Here is a 16,387-nt window from a genome sequence, read left to right on the forward strand (position 1 = left end):
TTGATCTTCTCAACAGCAAGATCAAAAGATCGCACCTGCGGCAGCTCCTACAGGTTTTGATTGGTGATGACTTAGAGCGTGAGGATCATCTCGTGCCACGCCATCCCGCCATGGTCGGACTCCGACGGCTTGATGTAGGCAAAGCCGAACCCGGCGTACAGCGCAATATGCTTCTCCTTGCACATCAGATGAATCGTCGCCTTGTCCATACCGCGCATGCGCTCGATGAATTCGGCCATCAATCGCTTGGCCAGGCCCTGCCCCTGATAGTCCGGGTGTACCACCACCGACATGATCACCACGTTCGGCCCTTTCGGGTCGTGGCCGATCAGTTCCTTGAACGCCTCGTCGGACATCTGCACGTCAAATGCCGCGCCCGAATTGATGAACCCGGCGACCACGCCCTCCACTTCGGCGACGATAAAACCCTCCGGCCAGGTGGCGATGCGCGTGGCGATCTTTTTCGCGCGTGGCGGCTTCATCGCCTTCGTAGGCAACGGTTTCGATGGCGTAGCAGCGGTCCAGGTCGGCGGCGGTGACGTTGCGGATGACGGTGTTCATGGCAGCTCGAAAATCAGCGGAGAAAAGTGCGCAAAGCATAAAGGAATAAGGTGTGCATATCGATCCGCGCGGGGGGCGTAAAGCCTGCGTATAAGCGCTTTTCTTCGCGCCGGTGACAGGCTATTCCTGCGGTGTGTCTCTGATCATCCTTGGGGGTAACCGCTTATGAGCAGCGTTGAAATCGGCCTGTTGATGGTGTTGGGCATCAGTACGTTCGGCTTTATCACCTTGGGCATCGACCTGTTGCGGGCGCGACGGCTGGGCAAGGGCAAGCGCGGTTGAACAACATGAGGCGGATCAGTGATCCGCCTCATCGTTATGGTTCAGGCTTTGGTGTCGACCGGCACGCAGATTTCCAGTTTGCCGGTGTGCAGCCGTGGATTGAAATCGGCGCTGTAGCGTTCCAGCTCCGGGGCGTTGAGCTCCACATAGTGGGAGGTCGGCAGCCAGGTCTTGTAGATGTATTGCAGGGTTTGCGGTAACTCATCGAGCGGTCCCTTGTGCTCGAACACGGCGTACTGACGAGGCAGCACTTCGACCCACTGGTAGACCTTCTGGTCGAGGTCGTCGAGCTTGCTGATTTCCACCCCGGCGATGTAATCGAAGCCACCTTGGTCGTCGAAATTGCTGCAAACGCCGTAGGTCACTTCGTTTTTTTGTCCCTGTATCTTTCCCAGGTGCGGCAAGAACTTTTCCCACAGCGTGGGGATGTGCTTGGCGGTGTCCTGGGTAAATCGGCCACGAAATCCTGCGATCAGCAGGAAGTGTCCATGTTCGAAGCGAGGTTCAGCCACTTCGACGCGTTTTTGCTCATCCATGACTCGACTCCTGGAACAAAAGAAGGGGTTCGGCTGCTGAGTATAGAAGCCAAACCCGATTCGCAATGCTACAGGGCGTGCAACTGGTCGGCGGCCCCGGAACCGACGAACTCGTTATAACCGGATACGATCACGTACACCGCGAAATAGCAGAAGATCGCGGCAGATGCCATGTAGGAGTAGCGCAACAGCTTGTCGCCGAGCAACTTGCCGCCGTGGCTCGCGGCGAAGCACAGCCCGGCCGACCACAGCAGCCCGGCGCACAGGAAGCCGCCGAGGAACAGCACCGAACTTACAGGGCCACCGCCACCGGAACGGGCGATCAGGGTGCCGCCCACCGCGGCGAACCAGAGAATCGCGCTCGGTGAAGACATGGCGAGGAAAATCCCGCGAAAGAACTCCTTGCGATGCGAGTTCTGCCCCACCTCCGCCGTCGCCGCCAGCTGCGCTTCGTGATGAATCGCCGAATAGATCATCTTCGCCGCAAAGTAGACCAACAGCGCCGACCCGCCGATCCACAGCACCCAGCGCACGCTTTCGTACTGCAGCAGCACGGTCATGCCTGCCAGCGCCAGCATCGCGTAGATCAGGTCGCCGACGCAGGTGCCGAGGCCCAGCGCGAAGCCCTGAAAGTAACCGCGCTGCATCGCCAGGGTGATCATTGCGATGTTGGCTACGCCGATGTCCAGGCACAGCGAAAGGCTCAGCAAGAAGCCGCTGGTGAATTCCATCTACCGATTTCCTTGGGAAAAATTTGTTTACATGCAGGCTGGACAGTCTGCCATCACAGCCCTTATCTTCCGCCACAGGTCACCGCAGTGACCAGCGTCGCTCGGACGGTTCCGGGCGCTTACGTTATCCGAGGCAACAATGGCTGAACAAGGTTCGCCGCGCCGCTTTGCGCGCATTGATCGACTCCCCCCTTACGTTTTCAACATCACCGCCGAGCTGAAGATGGCCGCGCGGCGCCGTGGTGAAGACATCATCGACTTGAGCATGGGCAACCCCGACGGGGCCACGCCGCCGCACATCGTCGAAAAACTGGTACAAGTTGCCCAACGTGAAGACACCCACGGTTACTCCACGTCCAAGGGCATTCCACGTCTGCGCCGGGCGATTTCCAACTGGTACAAGGAACGCTACGCGGTCGATATCGACCCGGAAAGCGAAGCCATCGTCACCATCGGTTCCAAGGAAGGCCTGGCGCATTTGATGCTGGCGACCCTGGATCAGGGCGACACGGTACTGGTGCCGAACCCGAGCTACCCGATTCACATCTACGGCGCGGTGATTGCCGGTGCCCAGGTGCGTTCGGTGCCGCTGGTGCCGGGCGTGGACTTCTTCGCCGAGCTGGAACGGGCCATTCGCGGCTCGATCCCGAAACCGAAGATGATGATCCTCGGCTTTCCGTCCAACCCCACCGCGCAGTGCGTGGAGCTGGATTTCTTCGAACGGGTAATCGCCCTCGCCAAACAATACGACGTACTGGTGGTGCACGACCTGGCCTACGCCGACATCGTCTATGACGGCTGGAAAGCCCCGTCGATCATGCAGGTGCCCGGCGCCAAGGACATCGCGGTGGAGTTTTTCACCCTGTCCAAAAGCTACAACATGGCCGGCTGGCGTATCGGTTTCATGGTCGGCAACCCGGAACTGGTCAACGCCCTGGCGCGGATCAAGAGCTACCACGACTACGGCACTTTCACTCCGCTGCAAGTGGCGGCGATTGCTGCGCTGGAAGGCGATCAGCAATGTGTGCGTGACATCGCCGAACAGTATCGCCAGCGCCGTAACGTGCTGGTCAAAGGCCTGCACGAGCTGGGCTGGATGGTCGAGAATCCGAAGGCGTCGATGTATGTCTGGGCGAAGATTCCCGAGGCTTATGCGCATCTGGGCTCGCTGGAGTTTGCCAAGAAACTGCTGGCCGAGGCCAAGGTCTGTGTCTCGCCGGGGGTGGGTTTTGGTGAGTATGGCGATGATCATGTGCGCTTCGCGCTGATCGAAAACCAGGACCGGATTCGGCAGGCAGTGCGCGGGATTCGCGGGATGTTCCGGGCGGATGGGTTAGTTACCAAATAACTGACACACATCCCCTGTAGGAGCTGCCGAAGSTGCGATCTTTTGATCTTGTTTTTTACAATCAAAAGATCGCAGCCTTCGGCAGCTCCTACAGGTGGTTTTCAGTGCTTACCAGGGAATGGTTTCACCCTTGTAGTTGATGAAGTAATGCCCACCCTTGCCGGTATACGCATTCACCTGATCAATCAGCCCACGGGTGCTGGTCTCGACATCCAGGTCAGCACCTTCACCGCCCATGTCCGTCTTTACCCAGCCCGGATGCAGCGACAGCACGGTGAGTTTCTGCTCGCCCAACTGGGTGACAAAACTGTTGGTCATGGAGTTCAGCGCAGCCTTGCTGGCCTTGTACAGCGCCAGCTCCGGCGCGTCCGGTACGGTCACGCTGCCCAGACCGGAACTCATGAACGCCAGCACGCCGCTGCCATCGCGGATTTGCCCGACGAAGCGTTGCGCGAGGTTGATCGGCGCCACGGCGTTGGTGAAGAACAACTGGCCGACTTCAGCCAGGGTCGCGCCGCCCGGGGTTTGCACTTCCGGGCCTTTGACCCCGGCGTTGACGAACAGCAGGTCGAAAGTCTCGCCCTTGAGCTGTTGGCTCAGGGCGATCACCGCTTGCTGATCGTCCATGTCGAGTTTCTCGATCCGCACCTTGCCCAGCGCTTGCAACGCCTCGGCCTTTTGCGGATTGCGCACGGTGGCGGTCACTTGCCAGCCGTCGGCCAGCAGGGTTTTCACCAGCCCGAGGCCCAAGCCGCGGGAGGCGCCGATGATCAGTGCGTGTTTTGCCTGGGACATGACGGAATTCCTTGAAAGTTACGGTTCACAGATTCAATGGACACGCCTGACCGAGTCGTTGTTGCAACGCTCGTCGCAGCACATCGAACCGGCTCTCAAAAGAGCTGTTGACCCCGGAGCATACTCCAGGCTTTAGCATGCTTGCTTCTCAAATTCGCAGGCCGCTCAGCGGTGCTCGCACATCATCTAGACAACACCGCCACTGTGGGAGCTGGCTTGCCAGCGATGAGGCCAGTGACATCACCACCCTAATGCCCGGCCTGCCACGGTTGCCCCAATGACACCGGCGCATACAACCGAGTCCGCACCGCATCGCGCGACAACAGCACCAACACCACAATCGTCGCCACATACGGCAGCATCGCCAGCAGACTCGACGGAATCGCCAGCCCCAAGCCCTGCGCCACCAGGTGCAGGATGCTGGCGAGTCCGAACAGGTAAGCCCCGAGCAACAGCCGCCACACGCGCCAACTGGCAAACACCACCAGCGCCAGGGCAATCCAGCCGCGTCCGGCGGTCATGTTCTCGGCCCACATCGGCGTGTAAGCCAGGGACAGATAGGCTCCGGCCAGACCGGCCATCGCCCCGCCAAACAGCACCGCCAGAGTGCGCACGGTCAGTACCGGCAGGCCCATCGCACTGGCCGCGTCCGGGTTCTCGCCGACTGCCTGAATGATCAAGCCGACACGGCTTTTGATGATCACCCACGCCACCAGCGCAAACAGCGCGAACGACAGATACACCAGCAGATCCTGGGCAAACAGCATGCGGCCGATCAGCGGAATCTGACTCAAGTACGGAATCGCCAACGGTTCGAATCCAGCCAGTGGCTTGCCGACCCATGCTGCGCCAACGAAGGTCGACAGGCCCACGCCGAAGATCGTCAGCGCCAGCCCGGTCGCCACCTGATTGGCATTGAACACCAGCGCCACCAAGGCAAACAGCGACGACAGCAGCACCCCGGCAAGCATCGCCAACAACACGCCGAGCCACAGGTTGCCGCTGTTGAGGGCGACGATAAAACCGATCACCGCGCCAAACAGCATCATCCCTTCCTGGCCGAGGTTGAGCACGCCGCTCTTCTCGCAGATCAGCTCACCCAGCGCCACCAACAACAGTGGCGTGCCGCAGCGCACCATGGCGTAGAAAATATTGCTCAGCAGATCGATATCCATCACAGCGCTCCGGCGGTTACGGCGGTGGTCGAGGTGCGCCGTGCCCAGCGCAGTTTCAGGCGTGGCCGATAGAGAATCAGCACGTCGCAGGCCAGCAGGAAAAACAGCATCATTCCCTGAAACAATTGGGTGATGGCTTGCGGCAGGTTGAGGGTCATTTGCGCGCTTTCGCCGCCGATGTACAGCAGCGCCATCAGCAGGCTTGAGAACAGAATCCCGATCGGATTCAGCCGGCCGAGAAACGCCACGGTGATTGCTGCATAGCCATAGCCCGGCGAGACTTGCGGCACCAATTGCCCAATCGGCCCAGTCACTTCGCAGACCCCGGCCAGCCCGGCCAAACCGCCGCTGATCAACAGCGCGAGCCAGATCAGGCGTTTCTCGCGAAAGCCGACAAACCCCGCCGCACGTTTATCCAGACCGAGCACTTTGATCTGAAAACCGACGAAGCTTTTCTGCAACAACACCCACACCGCGACCAGCGCGAGCAAGGCGAAATACACCCCGGCATGCACCCGACCATCCTCCATCAGCAGCGGCAGGCGACTGGCGTCGCCGAACATCGCCGACTCGGGAAAGTTGTAGCCGGCCGGATCCTTCAGCGGCCCGTGCACGCAGAACAGCAACAGGTTCAGTGCGATGTAGTTGAGCATGATGCTGGTGAGGATTTCGTTGGCGTTGAAACGCGTGCGCAACCACGCCGTCAGCCCGGCCCAGGCGGCACCGGCGAAAGTGCCGGTGAGCAGGATCAGCACCAGTGCCCAATGGCTTTGCATATCGATGATGTTCACCGCCAACGCACTGCCGGCGAGCGCGCCGAACAGCAACTGACCTTCAGCGCCGATGTTCCAGATCCGTGCTTGATACGCCACGGCCAGACCGAGTGCGCAAAGCAGGATCGGCAGCGCCTTGACCAACAGTTCGGAGACGCCATACAGGTCGCTGATCGGCGCGATCAACAGCGTGTGCAGGGTTTGCAGCGGGTCATGGCCGAGGGCAATGAACAGCAGCGAGCCGCAACCCAATGTCAGCAGCGCCGCCAGCAACGGTGAGCACCACAGCATCAGGCGCGATTGCTGGCCACGGGGTTCGAGGGAAAGCAGCATAGGGGGAAACTCCGTCAAAGCGTGGCCGATGAAGGCGCGTCGTTGAATTGCCCGGCCATCCAGCCGCCGACGTCACTCAGCAGGCTGTCGGTGGTGTTTCGCAGCGGTGACAGACGCCCCGCGCACAGGGCGCCGAGGCGGTCGCTGATCTGGAACAGTTCATCGAGGTCTTCGGAAATCACCAGAATCGCCGCGCCGGCATCGCGCAGGGCAATCAGCGCGCGGTGAATGGTCGCGGCGGCGCCCACGTCCACGCCCCAGGTCGGGTGCGCGGCGATCAGCAGTTTTGGTTGCTGGAGGATTTCCCGGCCAAGAATGAATTTCTGCAGATTGCCGCCGGAGAGACTGCGCGCAGCGCTCTGGCTATCGGGCGTTTTCACCCCGAAGCGCTGAATGATCTGTTGGGCGAGGGTTTCGACTTTGCCGCGCTTGATCAAACCGTTGCTGACCAGCCCTTGTTGAAAAGCCGTGAGCAAGGCGTTGTCGGCCAGGCTCAATTCCGGCACCGCGCCATGGCCCAGGCGTTCTGCCGGGACGAACGCCAGTCCGAGTTGGCGCCGCGCATCCGGGCGCAAAGTGGCGACCGCTTGCCCGGCAAAACAAATCGATGTCGCGCTGTCGCGGGGCAGGGTTTGCTCGCCGCTGAGCAGCGCCAGCAATTCATCCTGGCCATTGCCCGCGACCCCGGCGATACCGACGATTTCGCCGCTGCGTACTTGCAGGCTGATGTCGCTCAACGAGCAGCCGAACGGATCGGGGTTGTGCCAGCTCAAGCCGTTGACCTGCAAGTACGCCGCGCCACCGCTGACCTTCGGATATTCGCCGATCAGTGCCGCCGCTTCGCCGACCATCATCTGCGCCAACTGCTGATCCGAGCATTCGGCCGGCACGCAATGCCCGGCGACCCGCCCGCCACGCAAAACCGTGGCGCTATGACACAGCGCGCGCACTTCCGCGAGTTTGTGGCTGATAAACAGGATGCTGCAGCCCTCGGCGGCGAGACGGCGCAGGGTGATGAACAATTCGTCGGCCTCTTGCGGTGTCAGCACCGACGTCGGCTCGTCGAGAATCAGCAAGCGAATGTCCTGCATCAGGCAACGAATGATCTCCACCCGTTGCCGCTCGCCGATCGACAGGCTGTGGACAAGTCGCTCCGGCTCCAGCGCCATGCCGTAGCGGCGCGATACGTCGGCAATTGTCGGCTCCAGTTGTTTCGGCGTGCCGGCCCTGGCGCCCATCGCCAGGGCAATGTTCTGCGCGACGCTGAGGGTTTCGAACAGCGAGAAATGCTGGAACACCATGCCGATCCCCAACTGCCGGGCCTGCGCCGGATTACGAATATTCACCCGCTGACCTTGCCAGAGCATTTCGCCGGCATCGGCCTGGGTCACGCCGTAGATGATCTTCATCAGCGTGCTTTTGCCCGCGCCGTTCTCACCGAGCAGGGCGTGGATTTCTCCGGGCGCGATGTTCAGGTCGATGGCGTCATTGGCCAGACAACCGGGGTAGCGTTTGCTGATCTGGCGCAGTTGCAGGCGCGGCGTTGAATCTGGGCTTGGCATGACAGGCTCGACTGGCTTGGAGTTGTGCCTGTGGATAAAGCAATTTCCTGGCCATTGAGTCAGGAACCTTGGCGGCCCTCGTACGGCAGCGGTTGCTGTAGAGCGTCGAAGGGCAAGTGTTCGGGAGGTACGGCACCAATTGAGAGCAAAGCCGTTGATCAGGCTCCACTTTTGCCCGCGGATAACTGATCAAAAAACGAGCAAATGCGTGGGGCCTATGCAGACCCTGCGACTGCGCCAGCCATGAACGGGTTATCCACAGGTTGCTCCACAGTATTTGTGTGCAATTGGGAATCCTTGGCATAAGCGCAGCGGTGCTATCTTCCATTGGTGATAAACAGCGCTAACTATTTGTTTTTACGCGGGATTAGTCTTTTTCCAGGTGGAGTGGACGAAAAATGAGCAAATCGCGCAAAGCCACGTGACAGAAGGGTTACAGCGGAATGTACTCAGGTTATCCACAGTCGGGTGCACAGCGGATGTGGGCAACTCCGTGGAATAAGCAGATTGTGGGCTGCCCTAAAAGATCGCAGCCTTCGGCAGCTGCTACAGGGAAGCGCTAAATCCTGTGTAGGAGCTGCCGAAGGCTGCGATCTTTTACTCATCTAACGTTGCAGCACAATCCGCCCACGACTCAAATCCGCCAACTGCGTTTGCAGCAACTCGATCTGCGCCTCACCCACCGCCAACTGCAACTCAACACCATTGGCAGTGAAGTTTTCTTCCATGACCAACCCACCCAGGTCCGCCACCCGCAGCTTCACCAGCGCCAGCTCGGCAAAGCCGCAGGCACAACTGAGCGGCACACGGCTGATCAACTCGACTTTCGCCGCCGCTTGCAGGCACTTGTTCGCGCCGCCGCCATAGGCCCGGGCCAAACCGCCAGTGCCCAGTTGAATGCCGCCATACCAGCGGATCACCAGCACCGCGACCTGATCGCAATCCTGCGCCTCAATGGCTGCCAGAATCGGCCGTCCGGCAGTGCCGCCGGGTTCGCCATCGTCGTTGCTGCGGTATTGCGCACCGAGTTTCCACGCCCAGCAGTTATGCGAGGCATTCAGGTCGCTGTGTTGTTCGAAGAACGCCTGCGCGTCAGCGGGGCTGGCGATCGGCGCGGCGAAGGTGATGAAGCGGCTCTTGCGAATCTCTTCGCGGTACTCGCAAAAACCGCTGAGGGTGAAAGGCATAAACGTCTTAAACAGTCGGGGTGAGGCCGCAGCCTTTGAGAATGATGCGGATCAGGTTGTTGCCGGCGTCTTCCATGTCCTGCTTGGTCAACTTGCTGCGACCGCTGACGCGACAGATCTGCGTGGCGAAGTCGGCGTAATGCTGGGTGCTGCCCCACAGCAGGAAAATCAGGTGCACCGGATCGACCGGGTCCATTTTGCCCGCATCGATCCACGCCTGAAATACGGCCGCGCGCCCCTGAAACCAGGCGCGGTAATCCTGGTTGAAATACTCGGTCAGGCACTCGCCGCCGCTGATCACTTCCATCGCAAATATCCGCGAGGCCTGCGGCTGACGGCGGGAGAATTCCATCTTGGCGCGAATATAGCGGGTCAGCGCTTCGGCTGGATCGTCCTCGGCGGTCAGGGTATTGAAGGTGCTGTCCCACAGCTCGATGATGTTGCTCAGCACCGCCACGTACAACCCAAGCTTGTTGGTGAAGTAGTAATGCAGGTTTGCCTTGGGCAGCCCGGCATTCTGCGCAATGGTGTTCATGCTGGTGCCTTTGTACCCGTGACGGGCGAACTCGTCTTCGGCGGCTTTGAGGATGGTCTCTTCGTTCTTCTGACGAATGCGGCTGGCGGGTTTGCCGCCATGGGCTGGGACTTCAAAGGTCATAGGCACTTCCGGTTTGTCTGTGGGTGCAACCAGTTGCGTTGATAACGCACCCACAGGCATCCGACAAGTCCTGATGCAATAAAACCGTTACGCCTGTTCGATCTTGTTCAACGATGCGCCGGATTCGACGGTCGAGGTTTTCGCCTCCGGCAGCAACAGGCAGAGGATGATCGCGGTCAGGCCACCGCTGGTAATTGCCGAGTCGAACAGGTTCTGCACCAGTTTCGGCAACAGGTGCAGCAGGTTTGGTTGTGCGGCAATGCCCAGGCCGACGCCGAGCGAGGTGGCGATGATCAGCATGCTGCGGCGGTCCAGCGGCGATTGCGCGAGGATCCGCACCCCGGCCGCCGCCACGCTGCCGAACATCACCAGGGTGGCGCCACCAAGCACCGGTTTCGGGATCTGCTGCAGCACCGCGCCGATCATGGGGAACAGGCCGAGACAAAACAGAATCGCGCCGATGTACAGCCCGACATAGCGGCTGGCCACGCCGGTCAACTGAATCACGCCGTTGTTCTGCGCGAACGTAGTGTTGGGGAAGGCGCTGAAGGTGGCGGCGATCATGCAGCTCACGCCGTCGCCGAGTACGCCGCCGCGCAAACGGCTTATATAAGAAGGGCCGCTGATCGGCTGACGGGCGAGCATGCAATTGGCCGTGAGGTCACCGACGGTTTCGATGGTGCTGATCAGATAAATCAGCGCGACCGGCAGGAACGCCGTCCAGTCGAAACTGAAACCGAACTTGAATGGCGTAGGAAGGCTGATCAGCGGCAAGTCAGGCAATGCCTGCGGAACCAGTTTCCCGCTGAACCACGCGGCCAGACTGCCGAGCAGCAGTCCGATGATGATTGCCGACAGCCGCACCCACGGTGTGTTCGAGCGGTTGAGCAGAATGATCGTCAGCAACACAAACACGCCCAGTGCCAGATTGCCCGGTGCACCGAAGTCCGGTGCATTGAAACCACCGCCCAGATCGGTGATGCCGACCTTGATCAGGCTGATGCCGATCAGAGTAATGACGATCCCGGTCACCAGCGGCGTGACAACCCGGCGCAACTGACCGATGAAACGGCTGAGGACGATCTGCACCACGGCGCCGAAAAAGCACACGCCGAAAATCATCGCCAGAATGTCCTCCGGACTACCACCGCGCTGCTTGACCAGAAAACCGGCCGACAGCACTGCGCCGAGGAAGGCGAAACTGGTGCCCTGCAAACAGATCATCCCGGCGCCGATGCCGAACGGCCGCCGCGCTTGAATAAAGGTGCCGACCCCGGAAACCATCAACGCCATACTGATGAGATACGGCAAGTGCGCGGTCAAGCCGAGAGCCGAGCCGATCACCAGCGGCGGGGTGATGATGCCGACGAAACTGGCGAGCACGTGTTGCAGGGCGGCGAGGATAGCTGCCGGTGGTTTTGGGCGGTCATCGAGGCCGTAGATCAGGTCGCTGGACGATTCGGTATCTGGCTGCATGGATTTGGCTTCTTGTTCAGGGATCGAGTTCACCCTTCACTGCAAAAACCTGTCCACTTGCTCAGCTTTCTGCGTGTACACCTTCCAATGCAGGAGCTGCCGAAGGCTGCGATCCTTTGATCTTGCTGCTCGAGGCCGGAGCGGTTGATCCCGGATTTACGTTTTCAACGCGTCGCAGCGAGGCTCTCCAGAAAGCTCTCCAGCACCAAATGAGGGCGCCGCCCCTTGCGCGTGACCGATGCCAGACTCAAATCATAAAAACGCGTCGTCGATTTCAGTGCACGCAAGCGCCCTTGCTGCACCCACAGACTGGCGTAGTGATCCGGCAGATAACCGATATAACGCCCGGTCAGAATCAGAAACGCCATGCCCTCACGGTCGGAAGCGCTGGCGGTGCAATTGAGCGCCTGGTAATGCGCCTGAATCTCCGCCGGCAAACGGAACGTTGGCGCAATCGCGTCCTGACTGTTCAGGCGTTCGTCATCCAGTTGCTTGTCATCGACATAAAACAGCGGATGACCCACCGCGCAGTAAAGCAGCGAGCGCTCGCTGTACAACGGTTGATACTCCAGCCCCGACAGCGCACTGGCCTGCGGCACCACGCCGACATGCAGGCGGCCGTCGAGCACGCCTTGTTCGACTTCGTTGGGGGCGATCATGCGGATCTGGATCTGCACGTCCGGCCCGCGCTCCTTCAATTGAGCGAGGGCATGGGTGATGCGCATGTGGGGCAGGGTGACGAGGTTGTCGGTCAGGCCGATGATCAGTTCGCCGCGCAGGTGCTGGTGCAATCCATTGACCTCGGTGCGGAAACTTTCCAGCGCACTTAATAGTTGCAGCGCCGATTGATAAACCTCGCGGCCCTCTTCGGTCAACGAGAATCCGGCGCGGCCACGTTGGCACAGACGCAGGCCGAGACGCTGTTCCAGATCGCTCATTTGCTGGCTGATCGCCGAGCGCCCGATGCCGAGCACGGTTTCCGCTGCCGAGAAGCCGCCGCACTCCACTACGCTGCGGAAAATCCGCAGCAGGCGAATATCAAAATCACTGACCTGGGCCAGCGGATCGGGGCGACGACTGCTCATGCTGTTGTTCTCATTGTTTAGCAGGTTTCTAACTGAAGGTTAGAAAAGTTGAATTTCACCGACTTTATCCGCGTGGCAACTTAGCTGCAACAACGCTTTTTTATCTCCCTGATGCTTATGCCCTGCGAGGTTTTGCCCGATGAACATGCCTGAAAATGCGCCGTCGCCACTGGCCAGCCAACTGAAGCTGGACGCGCACTGGATGCCGTACACCGCCAACCGCAACTTCCAGCGCGATCCGCGTCTGATCGTGGGTGCCGAAGGCAGCTGGCTGTTCGATGACAAGGGCCGCAAGATCTACGATTCGCTGTCCGGTCTGTGGACCTGCGGCGCCGGGCATACCCGCAAGGAAATCCAGGAAGCGGTCGCCAAGCAACTGGGCACCCTCGATTACTCGCCGGGCTTCCAGTACGGTCACCCGTTGTCGTTCCAGCTGGCCGAGAAAATCACTGATCTGACCCCGGGCAACCTGAACCACGTATTCTTCACCGACTCCGGCTCCGAGTGTGCCGACACCGCGGTGAAAATGGTCCGTGCCTACTGGCGTCTGAAAGGTCAGTCGACCAAGACCAAAATGATCGGCCGTGCCCGCGGTTATCACGGCGTGAACATCGCCGGCACCAGCCTCGGCGGCGTCAACGGCAACCGCAAACTGTTCGGTCAGGCGATGATGGATGTCGATCACCTGCCGCACACGCTGCTGGCCAGCAACGCATTTTCCCGTGGCATGCCGGAGCAGGGCGGTATCGCTCTGGCCGATGAGCTGCTGAAGTTGATCGAACTGCACGATGCATCGAACATCGCGGCGGTCTTCGTTGAACCGATGGCCGGTTCCGCTGGCGTACTGGTTCCGCCGCAGGGTTACCTGAAGCGTCTGCGCGAGATCTGCGATCAACACAACATCCTTCTGGTCTTCGACGAAGTGATCACCGGTTTCGGCCGTACCGGTTCGATGTTCGGTGCCGAGAGCTTTGGCGTGACCCCGGACCTGATGTGCATCGCCAAGCAAGTCACCAACGGCGCGATTCCGATGGGCGCAGTGATTGCCAGCTCCGAGATCTACCAGACCTTCATGAATCAGCCGACTCCGGAATACGCCGTGGAATTCCCCCACGGCTACACCTACTCGGCGCACCCGGTGGCATGCGCCGCTGGCCTGGCGGCACTCGACTTGCTGCAAAAGGAAAACCTCGTGCAGAGCGTGGCCGAGGTTGCACCGCACTTCGAAAATGCCCTGCACGGTCTGAAGGGTTCGAAGAATGTCATCGACATCCGTAACTACGGCCTGGCCGGCGCGATCCAGATCGCGGCCCGTGACGGCGACGCCATTGTGCGTCCGTTCGAAGCCGGTATGGCCCTGTGGAAAGCCGGGTTCTACGTACGCTTCGGCGGCGACACCCTGCAGTTCGGCCCAACCTTCAACAGCAAGCCGCAAGACCTTGATCGTCTGTTCGACGCGGTTGGCGAAGTGCTGAACAAGCTCGACTGATTTTCCCTCTATATATACCTGCGAATAACAGGCGCCCCATGCGGGCGTCTGTACACAAGAATTCAGGAGTTTTCGATGAGCGTTATCCCGCATTTGATCAATGGCGAACTGGTGACCGAGAACGGTCGCGCGGTTGATGTGTTCAACCCGTCCACCGGTCAGGCGATCCACAAGCTGCCATTGGCCACCCGCGAAACCATTCAACACGCGATCGACGCCGCCAAGGCTGCGTTCCCGGCATGGCGCAACACTCCTCCGGCCAAGCGTGCCCAGGTGATGTTCCGCTTTAAGCAACTGCTGGAGCAGAACGAAGCGCGTATCTCGCAATTGATCAGCGAAGAACACGGCAAGACCCTCGAAGACGCTGCTGGTGAACTGAAGCGCGGTATCGAGAACGTCGAGTTCGCCTGCGCCGCCCCGGAAATCCTCAAGGGCGAGTACAGCCGCAACGTCGGCCCGAACATTGACGCCTGGTCGGACTTCCAGCCGCTGGGTGTGGTTGCCGGTATCACGCCGTTCAACTTTCCGGCGATGGTGCCGCTGTGGATGTACCCGCTGGCGATCGTCTGCGGTAACTGCTTCATACTCAAACCGTCCGAGCGTGACCCGAGCTCGACGCTGCTGATCGCCCAACTGCTGCTGGAAGCCGGTTTGCCGAAAGGCGTGCTGAGTGTGGTGCATGGCGACAAGACTGCGGTGGACGCGCTGATCGAAGCACCGGAAGTCAAAGCGCTGAGCTTTGTCGGCTCGACGCCGATTGCCGAATACATCTACGCCGAAGGTACCAAGCGCGGCAAGCGTGTTCAGGCGCTGGGCGGGGCGAAGAACCATGCGGTGTTGATGCCGGATGCGGACCTGGACAACGCAGTCAGCGCATTGATGGGCGCGGCTTACGGTTCGTGCGGTGAGCGCTGCATGGCGATTTCGGTCGCGGTGTGTGTCGGCGATCAGGTGGCGGATGCGCTGGTGGCAAAACTGGTTCCACAGATCAAGGCGCTGAAAATCGGTGCCGGCACTTCGTGTGGGCTGGACATGGGGCCACTGGTGACCGGTCAGGCGCGGGACAAGGTCAGCGGCTATGTCGATGACGGCGTAGCAGCGGGCGCGACCCTGGTGGTCGACGGTCGCGGCTTGAGCATTCCAGGTAACGAAGAGGGCTTCTTCCTCGGCGGCTGCCTGTTCGACAACGTCACCCCTGAAATGCGCATCTATAAGGAAGAGATCTTCGGACCCGTGTTGTGCGTGGTTCGCGTGAACAGCCTGGAAGAGGCGATGAAGCTGATCAACGATCACGAATACGGTAATGGCACCTGCATCTTCACCCGTGACGGTGAAGCGGCGCGTCTGTTCTGTGACGAGATTGAAGTCGGCATGGTCGGCGTCAACGTACCACTGCCGGTACCGGTGGCTTACCACAGCTTCGGTGGCTGGAAGCGTTCGCTGTTCGGCGACCTTCATGCTTATGGCCCGGACGGTGTGCGCTTCTATACCCGTCGCAAGGCCATCACTCAGCGCTGGCCGCAGCGTGCGAGCCATGAAGCTTCGCAATTCGCTTTCCCTAGCTTGTAAGTAGCAGGGCATGACCAAGGCCGACCTCTAGAGGTCGGCCTTGGTGTTTTCGGGTGTTTTTTGACCGATATGACAGAAATATGAAAAAAGCGGTTGACGGCAGATTCTGGAGGTCTATAATTCGCCCCACTTCCGGCGCAGTCGAAACGGAAAACTCCTTGAAAATCAACGAGTTATGCAGTTTTCGACGGCGGATCGCTTCAGTTCATCGAAGCCTGGAGGGAGTTGAAAGAGCGGTGATGTTTGGCTCTTTTGACGGTTCGATCTTCTCGGTCGAAAGCGGTGAAAAAGAGGTGTTGACAGCAGCGTGTAACGCTGTAGAATTCGCCTCCCGCTAACGAGAGATCGGAAGCGCAAGTGGTTGAAGTTGTTGAAGAATTCTTCGAAAACTTCTGAAAATAATCACTTGACAGCAAATGAGGCTGCTGTAGAATGCGCGCCTCGGTTGAGACGAAAGATCTTAACCAACCGCTCTTTAACAACTGAATCAAGCAATTCGTGTGGGTGCTTGTGGAGTCAGACTGATAGTCAGCAAGATTATCAGCATCACAAGTTACTCCGCGAGAAATCAAAGATGTAACCAACGATTGCTGAGCCAAGTTTAGGGTTTCTTAAAAACCCAAAGATGTTTGAACTGAAGAGTTTGATCATGGCTCAGATTGAACGCTGGCGGCAGGCCTAACACATGCAAGTCGAGCGGATGAGAGGAGCTTGCTCCTGGATTCAGCGGCGGACGGGTGAGTAATGCCTAGGAATCTGCCTGGTAGTGGGGGACAACGTTTCGAAAGGAACGCTAATACCGCATACGTCCTACGGGAGAAAGCAGG

The 16,387-nt window shown here is 59.7% G+C and carries 14 protein-coding genes, 1 rRNA gene and 1 pseudogene; 5 read left to right on the forward strand and 11 right to left on the reverse strand.

Annotated elements, in window-relative coordinates; translation table 11 throughout:
• Window positions 1–71: 71 nt before the first annotated feature.
• From HT737_RS19300 to HT737_RS19310, 3 genes and pseudogenes are all read right to left on the reverse strand, one after another.
• A pseudogene (locus tag HT737_RS19300) lies at window positions 72–561 on the reverse strand (GNAT family N-acetyltransferase).
• Between the two features lie 323 nt (window positions 562–884).
• Complete coding sequence (locus HT737_RS19305; protein ID WP_121186804.1) at window positions 885–1,379, reverse strand: GyrI-like domain-containing protein; 495 nt, start codon at window positions 1,377–1,379, stop codon at window positions 885–887.
• 68 nt (window positions 1,380–1,447) lie between these two features.
• Window positions 1,448–2,110 carry a LysE family translocator gene (locus tag HT737_RS19310; protein ID WP_182403716.1) on the reverse strand — a complete coding sequence of 221 codons (663 nt, stop codon included), beginning with the start codon at window positions 2,108–2,110 and terminating at the stop codon, window positions 1,448–1,450.
• Window positions 2,111–2,249: 139 nt separating this feature from the next.
• Between HT737_RS19310 and alaC the strand changes: the two genes are divergently transcribed.
• Window positions 2,250–3,458, forward strand: coding sequence for an alanine transaminase (gene alaC, locus HT737_RS19315; RefSeq protein WP_108183571.1), 1,209 nt, complete (start codon window positions 2,250–2,252; stop codon window positions 3,456–3,458).
• A gap of 108 nt (window positions 3,459–3,566) precedes the next feature.
• On the opposite strand, the gene HT737_RS19320 is transcribed toward alaC, so the two are convergent.
• The 8 genes from HT737_RS19320 to HT737_RS19355 form a co-directional block, all read right to left on the reverse strand.
• Window positions 3,567–4,253 (reverse strand): SDR family oxidoreductase, encoded by a 687-nt coding sequence (locus tag HT737_RS19320; RefSeq protein WP_095667619.1) that lies wholly within the window; start codon window positions 4,251–4,253, stop codon window positions 3,567–3,569.
• Window positions 4,254–4,501: 248 nt separating this feature from the next.
• Complete coding sequence (locus tag HT737_RS19325) at window positions 4,502–5,428, reverse strand: ABC transporter permease (RefSeq protein WP_095667618.1); 927 nt, start codon at window positions 5,426–5,428, stop codon at window positions 4,502–4,504.
• Window positions 5,428–6,534 carry an ABC transporter permease gene (locus HT737_RS19330; protein WP_121183575.1) on the reverse strand — a complete coding sequence of 369 codons (1,107 nt, stop codon included), beginning with the start codon at window positions 6,532–6,534 and terminating at the stop codon, window positions 5,428–5,430. Before HT737_RS19330 ends, HT737_RS19325 begins: the two co-directional genes overlap by 1 nt.
• 14 nt (window positions 6,535–6,548) lie before the next feature.
• Window positions 6,549–8,096: an ABC transporter ATP-binding protein gene (locus HT737_RS19335; protein ID WP_182403717.1), complete on the reverse strand. Its 1,548-nt coding sequence runs from the start codon at window positions 8,094–8,096 to the stop codon at window positions 6,549–6,551.
• Window positions 8,097–8,701: 605 nt separating this feature from the next.
• A complete protein-coding gene (locus HT737_RS19340) occupies window positions 8,702–9,283 on the reverse strand; it encodes a YigZ family protein (RefSeq protein ID WP_182403718.1) in 582 nt (193 codons plus the stop codon).
• A 7-nt stretch (window positions 9,284–9,290) separates the two neighbouring features.
• On the reverse strand, window positions 9,291–9,941 hold the full coding sequence (locus tag HT737_RS19345) for a TetR/AcrR family transcriptional regulator (RefSeq protein ID WP_131671031.1): 651 nt from the start codon (window positions 9,939–9,941) through the stop codon (window positions 9,291–9,293).
• Between the two features lie 87 nt (window positions 9,942–10,028).
• A complete protein-coding gene (locus HT737_RS19350) occupies window positions 10,029–11,417 on the reverse strand; it encodes a uracil-xanthine permease family protein (protein ID WP_182403719.1) in 1,389 nt (462 codons plus the stop codon).
• A 164-nt stretch (window positions 11,418–11,581) separates the two neighbouring features.
• Window positions 11,582–12,502, reverse strand: a complete 921-nt coding sequence (locus HT737_RS19355) for a LysR family transcriptional regulator (protein WP_007968115.1) — start codon at window positions 12,500–12,502, stop codon at window positions 11,582–11,584.
• A 139-nt stretch (window positions 12,503–12,641) separates the two neighbouring features.
• On the opposite strand from HT737_RS19355, the gene HT737_RS19360 reads away from it, so the two are divergent.
• The 4 genes from HT737_RS19360 to HT737_RS19375 all read left to right on the forward strand — a co-directional run.
• Entirely contained in the window at window positions 12,642–13,991 is a 1,350-nt protein-coding gene (locus HT737_RS19360) for an aspartate aminotransferase family protein (protein WP_041067922.1), read from the forward strand.
• A 75-nt stretch (window positions 13,992–14,066) separates the two neighbouring features.
• Complete coding sequence (locus HT737_RS19365; RefSeq protein WP_041067919.1) at window positions 14,067–15,560, forward strand: CoA-acylating methylmalonate-semialdehyde dehydrogenase; 1,494 nt, start codon at window positions 14,067–14,069, stop codon at window positions 15,558–15,560.
• A gap of 158 nt (window positions 15,561–15,718) precedes the next feature.
• Window positions 15,719–15,898, forward strand: a complete 180-nt coding sequence (locus tag HT737_RS19370; protein WP_182403720.1) for a hypothetical protein — start codon at window positions 15,719–15,721, stop codon at window positions 15,896–15,898.
• 293 nt (window positions 15,899–16,191) lie between these two features.
• A 16S ribosomal RNA gene (locus HT737_RS19375) occupies window positions 16,192–16,387 on the forward strand; the annotation flags it as partial.

Source organism: Pseudomonas sp. MD195_PC81_125, from assembly GCF_014060985.1.
GTDB lineage: Bacteria > Pseudomonadota > Gammaproteobacteria > Pseudomonadales > Pseudomonadaceae > Aquipseudomonas > Aquipseudomonas parakoreensis.

Coding starts and splice junctions, on each gene's coding strand:
- HT737_RS19320 (WP_095667619.1), bottom strand. CDS start 4,253: ATGTCCCAGGCAAAACACGCACTGATCATCGGCGCCTCCCGCGGCTTG.
- HT737_RS19360 (WP_041067922.1), top strand. CDS start 12,642: ATGAACATGCCTGAAAATGCGCCGTCGCCACTGGCCAGCCAACTGAAG.
- HT737_RS19305 (WP_121186804.1), bottom strand. CDS start 1,379: ATGGATGAGCAAAAACGCGTCGAAGTGGCTGAACCTCGCTTCGAACAT.
- HT737_RS19310 (WP_182403716.1), bottom strand. CDS start 2,110: ATGGAATTCACCAGCGGCTTCTTGCTGAGCCTTTCGCTGTGCCTGGAC.
- HT737_RS19330 (WP_121183575.1), bottom strand. CDS start 6,534: ATGCTGCTTTCCCTCGAACCCCGTGGCCAGCAATCGCGCCTGATGCTG.
- HT737_RS19335 (WP_182403717.1), bottom strand. CDS start 8,096: ATGCCAAGCCCAGATTCAACGCCGCGCCTGCAACTGCGCCAGATCAGC.
- HT737_RS19325 (WP_095667618.1), bottom strand. CDS start 5,428: ATGGATATCGATCTGCTGAGCAATATTTTCTACGCCATGGTGCGCTGC.
- HT737_RS19350 (WP_182403719.1), bottom strand. CDS start 11,417: ATGCAGCCAGATACCGAATCGTCCAGCGACCTGATCTACGGCCTCGAT.
- HT737_RS19340 (WP_182403718.1), bottom strand. CDS start 9,283: ATGCCTTTCACCCTCAGCGGTTTTTGCGAGTACCGCGAAGAGATTCGC.
- HT737_RS19355 (WP_007968115.1), bottom strand. CDS start 12,502: ATGAGCAGTCGTCGCCCCGATCCGCTGGCCCAGGTCAGTGATTTTGAT.
- HT737_RS19345 (WP_131671031.1), bottom strand. CDS start 9,941: ATGACCTTTGAAGTCCCAGCCCATGGCGGCAAACCCGCCAGCCGCATT.
- alaC (WP_108183571.1), top strand. CDS start 2,250: ATGGCTGAACAAGGTTCGCCGCGCCGCTTTGCGCGCATTGATCGACTC.
- HT737_RS19365 (WP_041067919.1), top strand. CDS start 14,067: ATGAGCGTTATCCCGCATTTGATCAATGGCGAACTGGTGACCGAGAAC.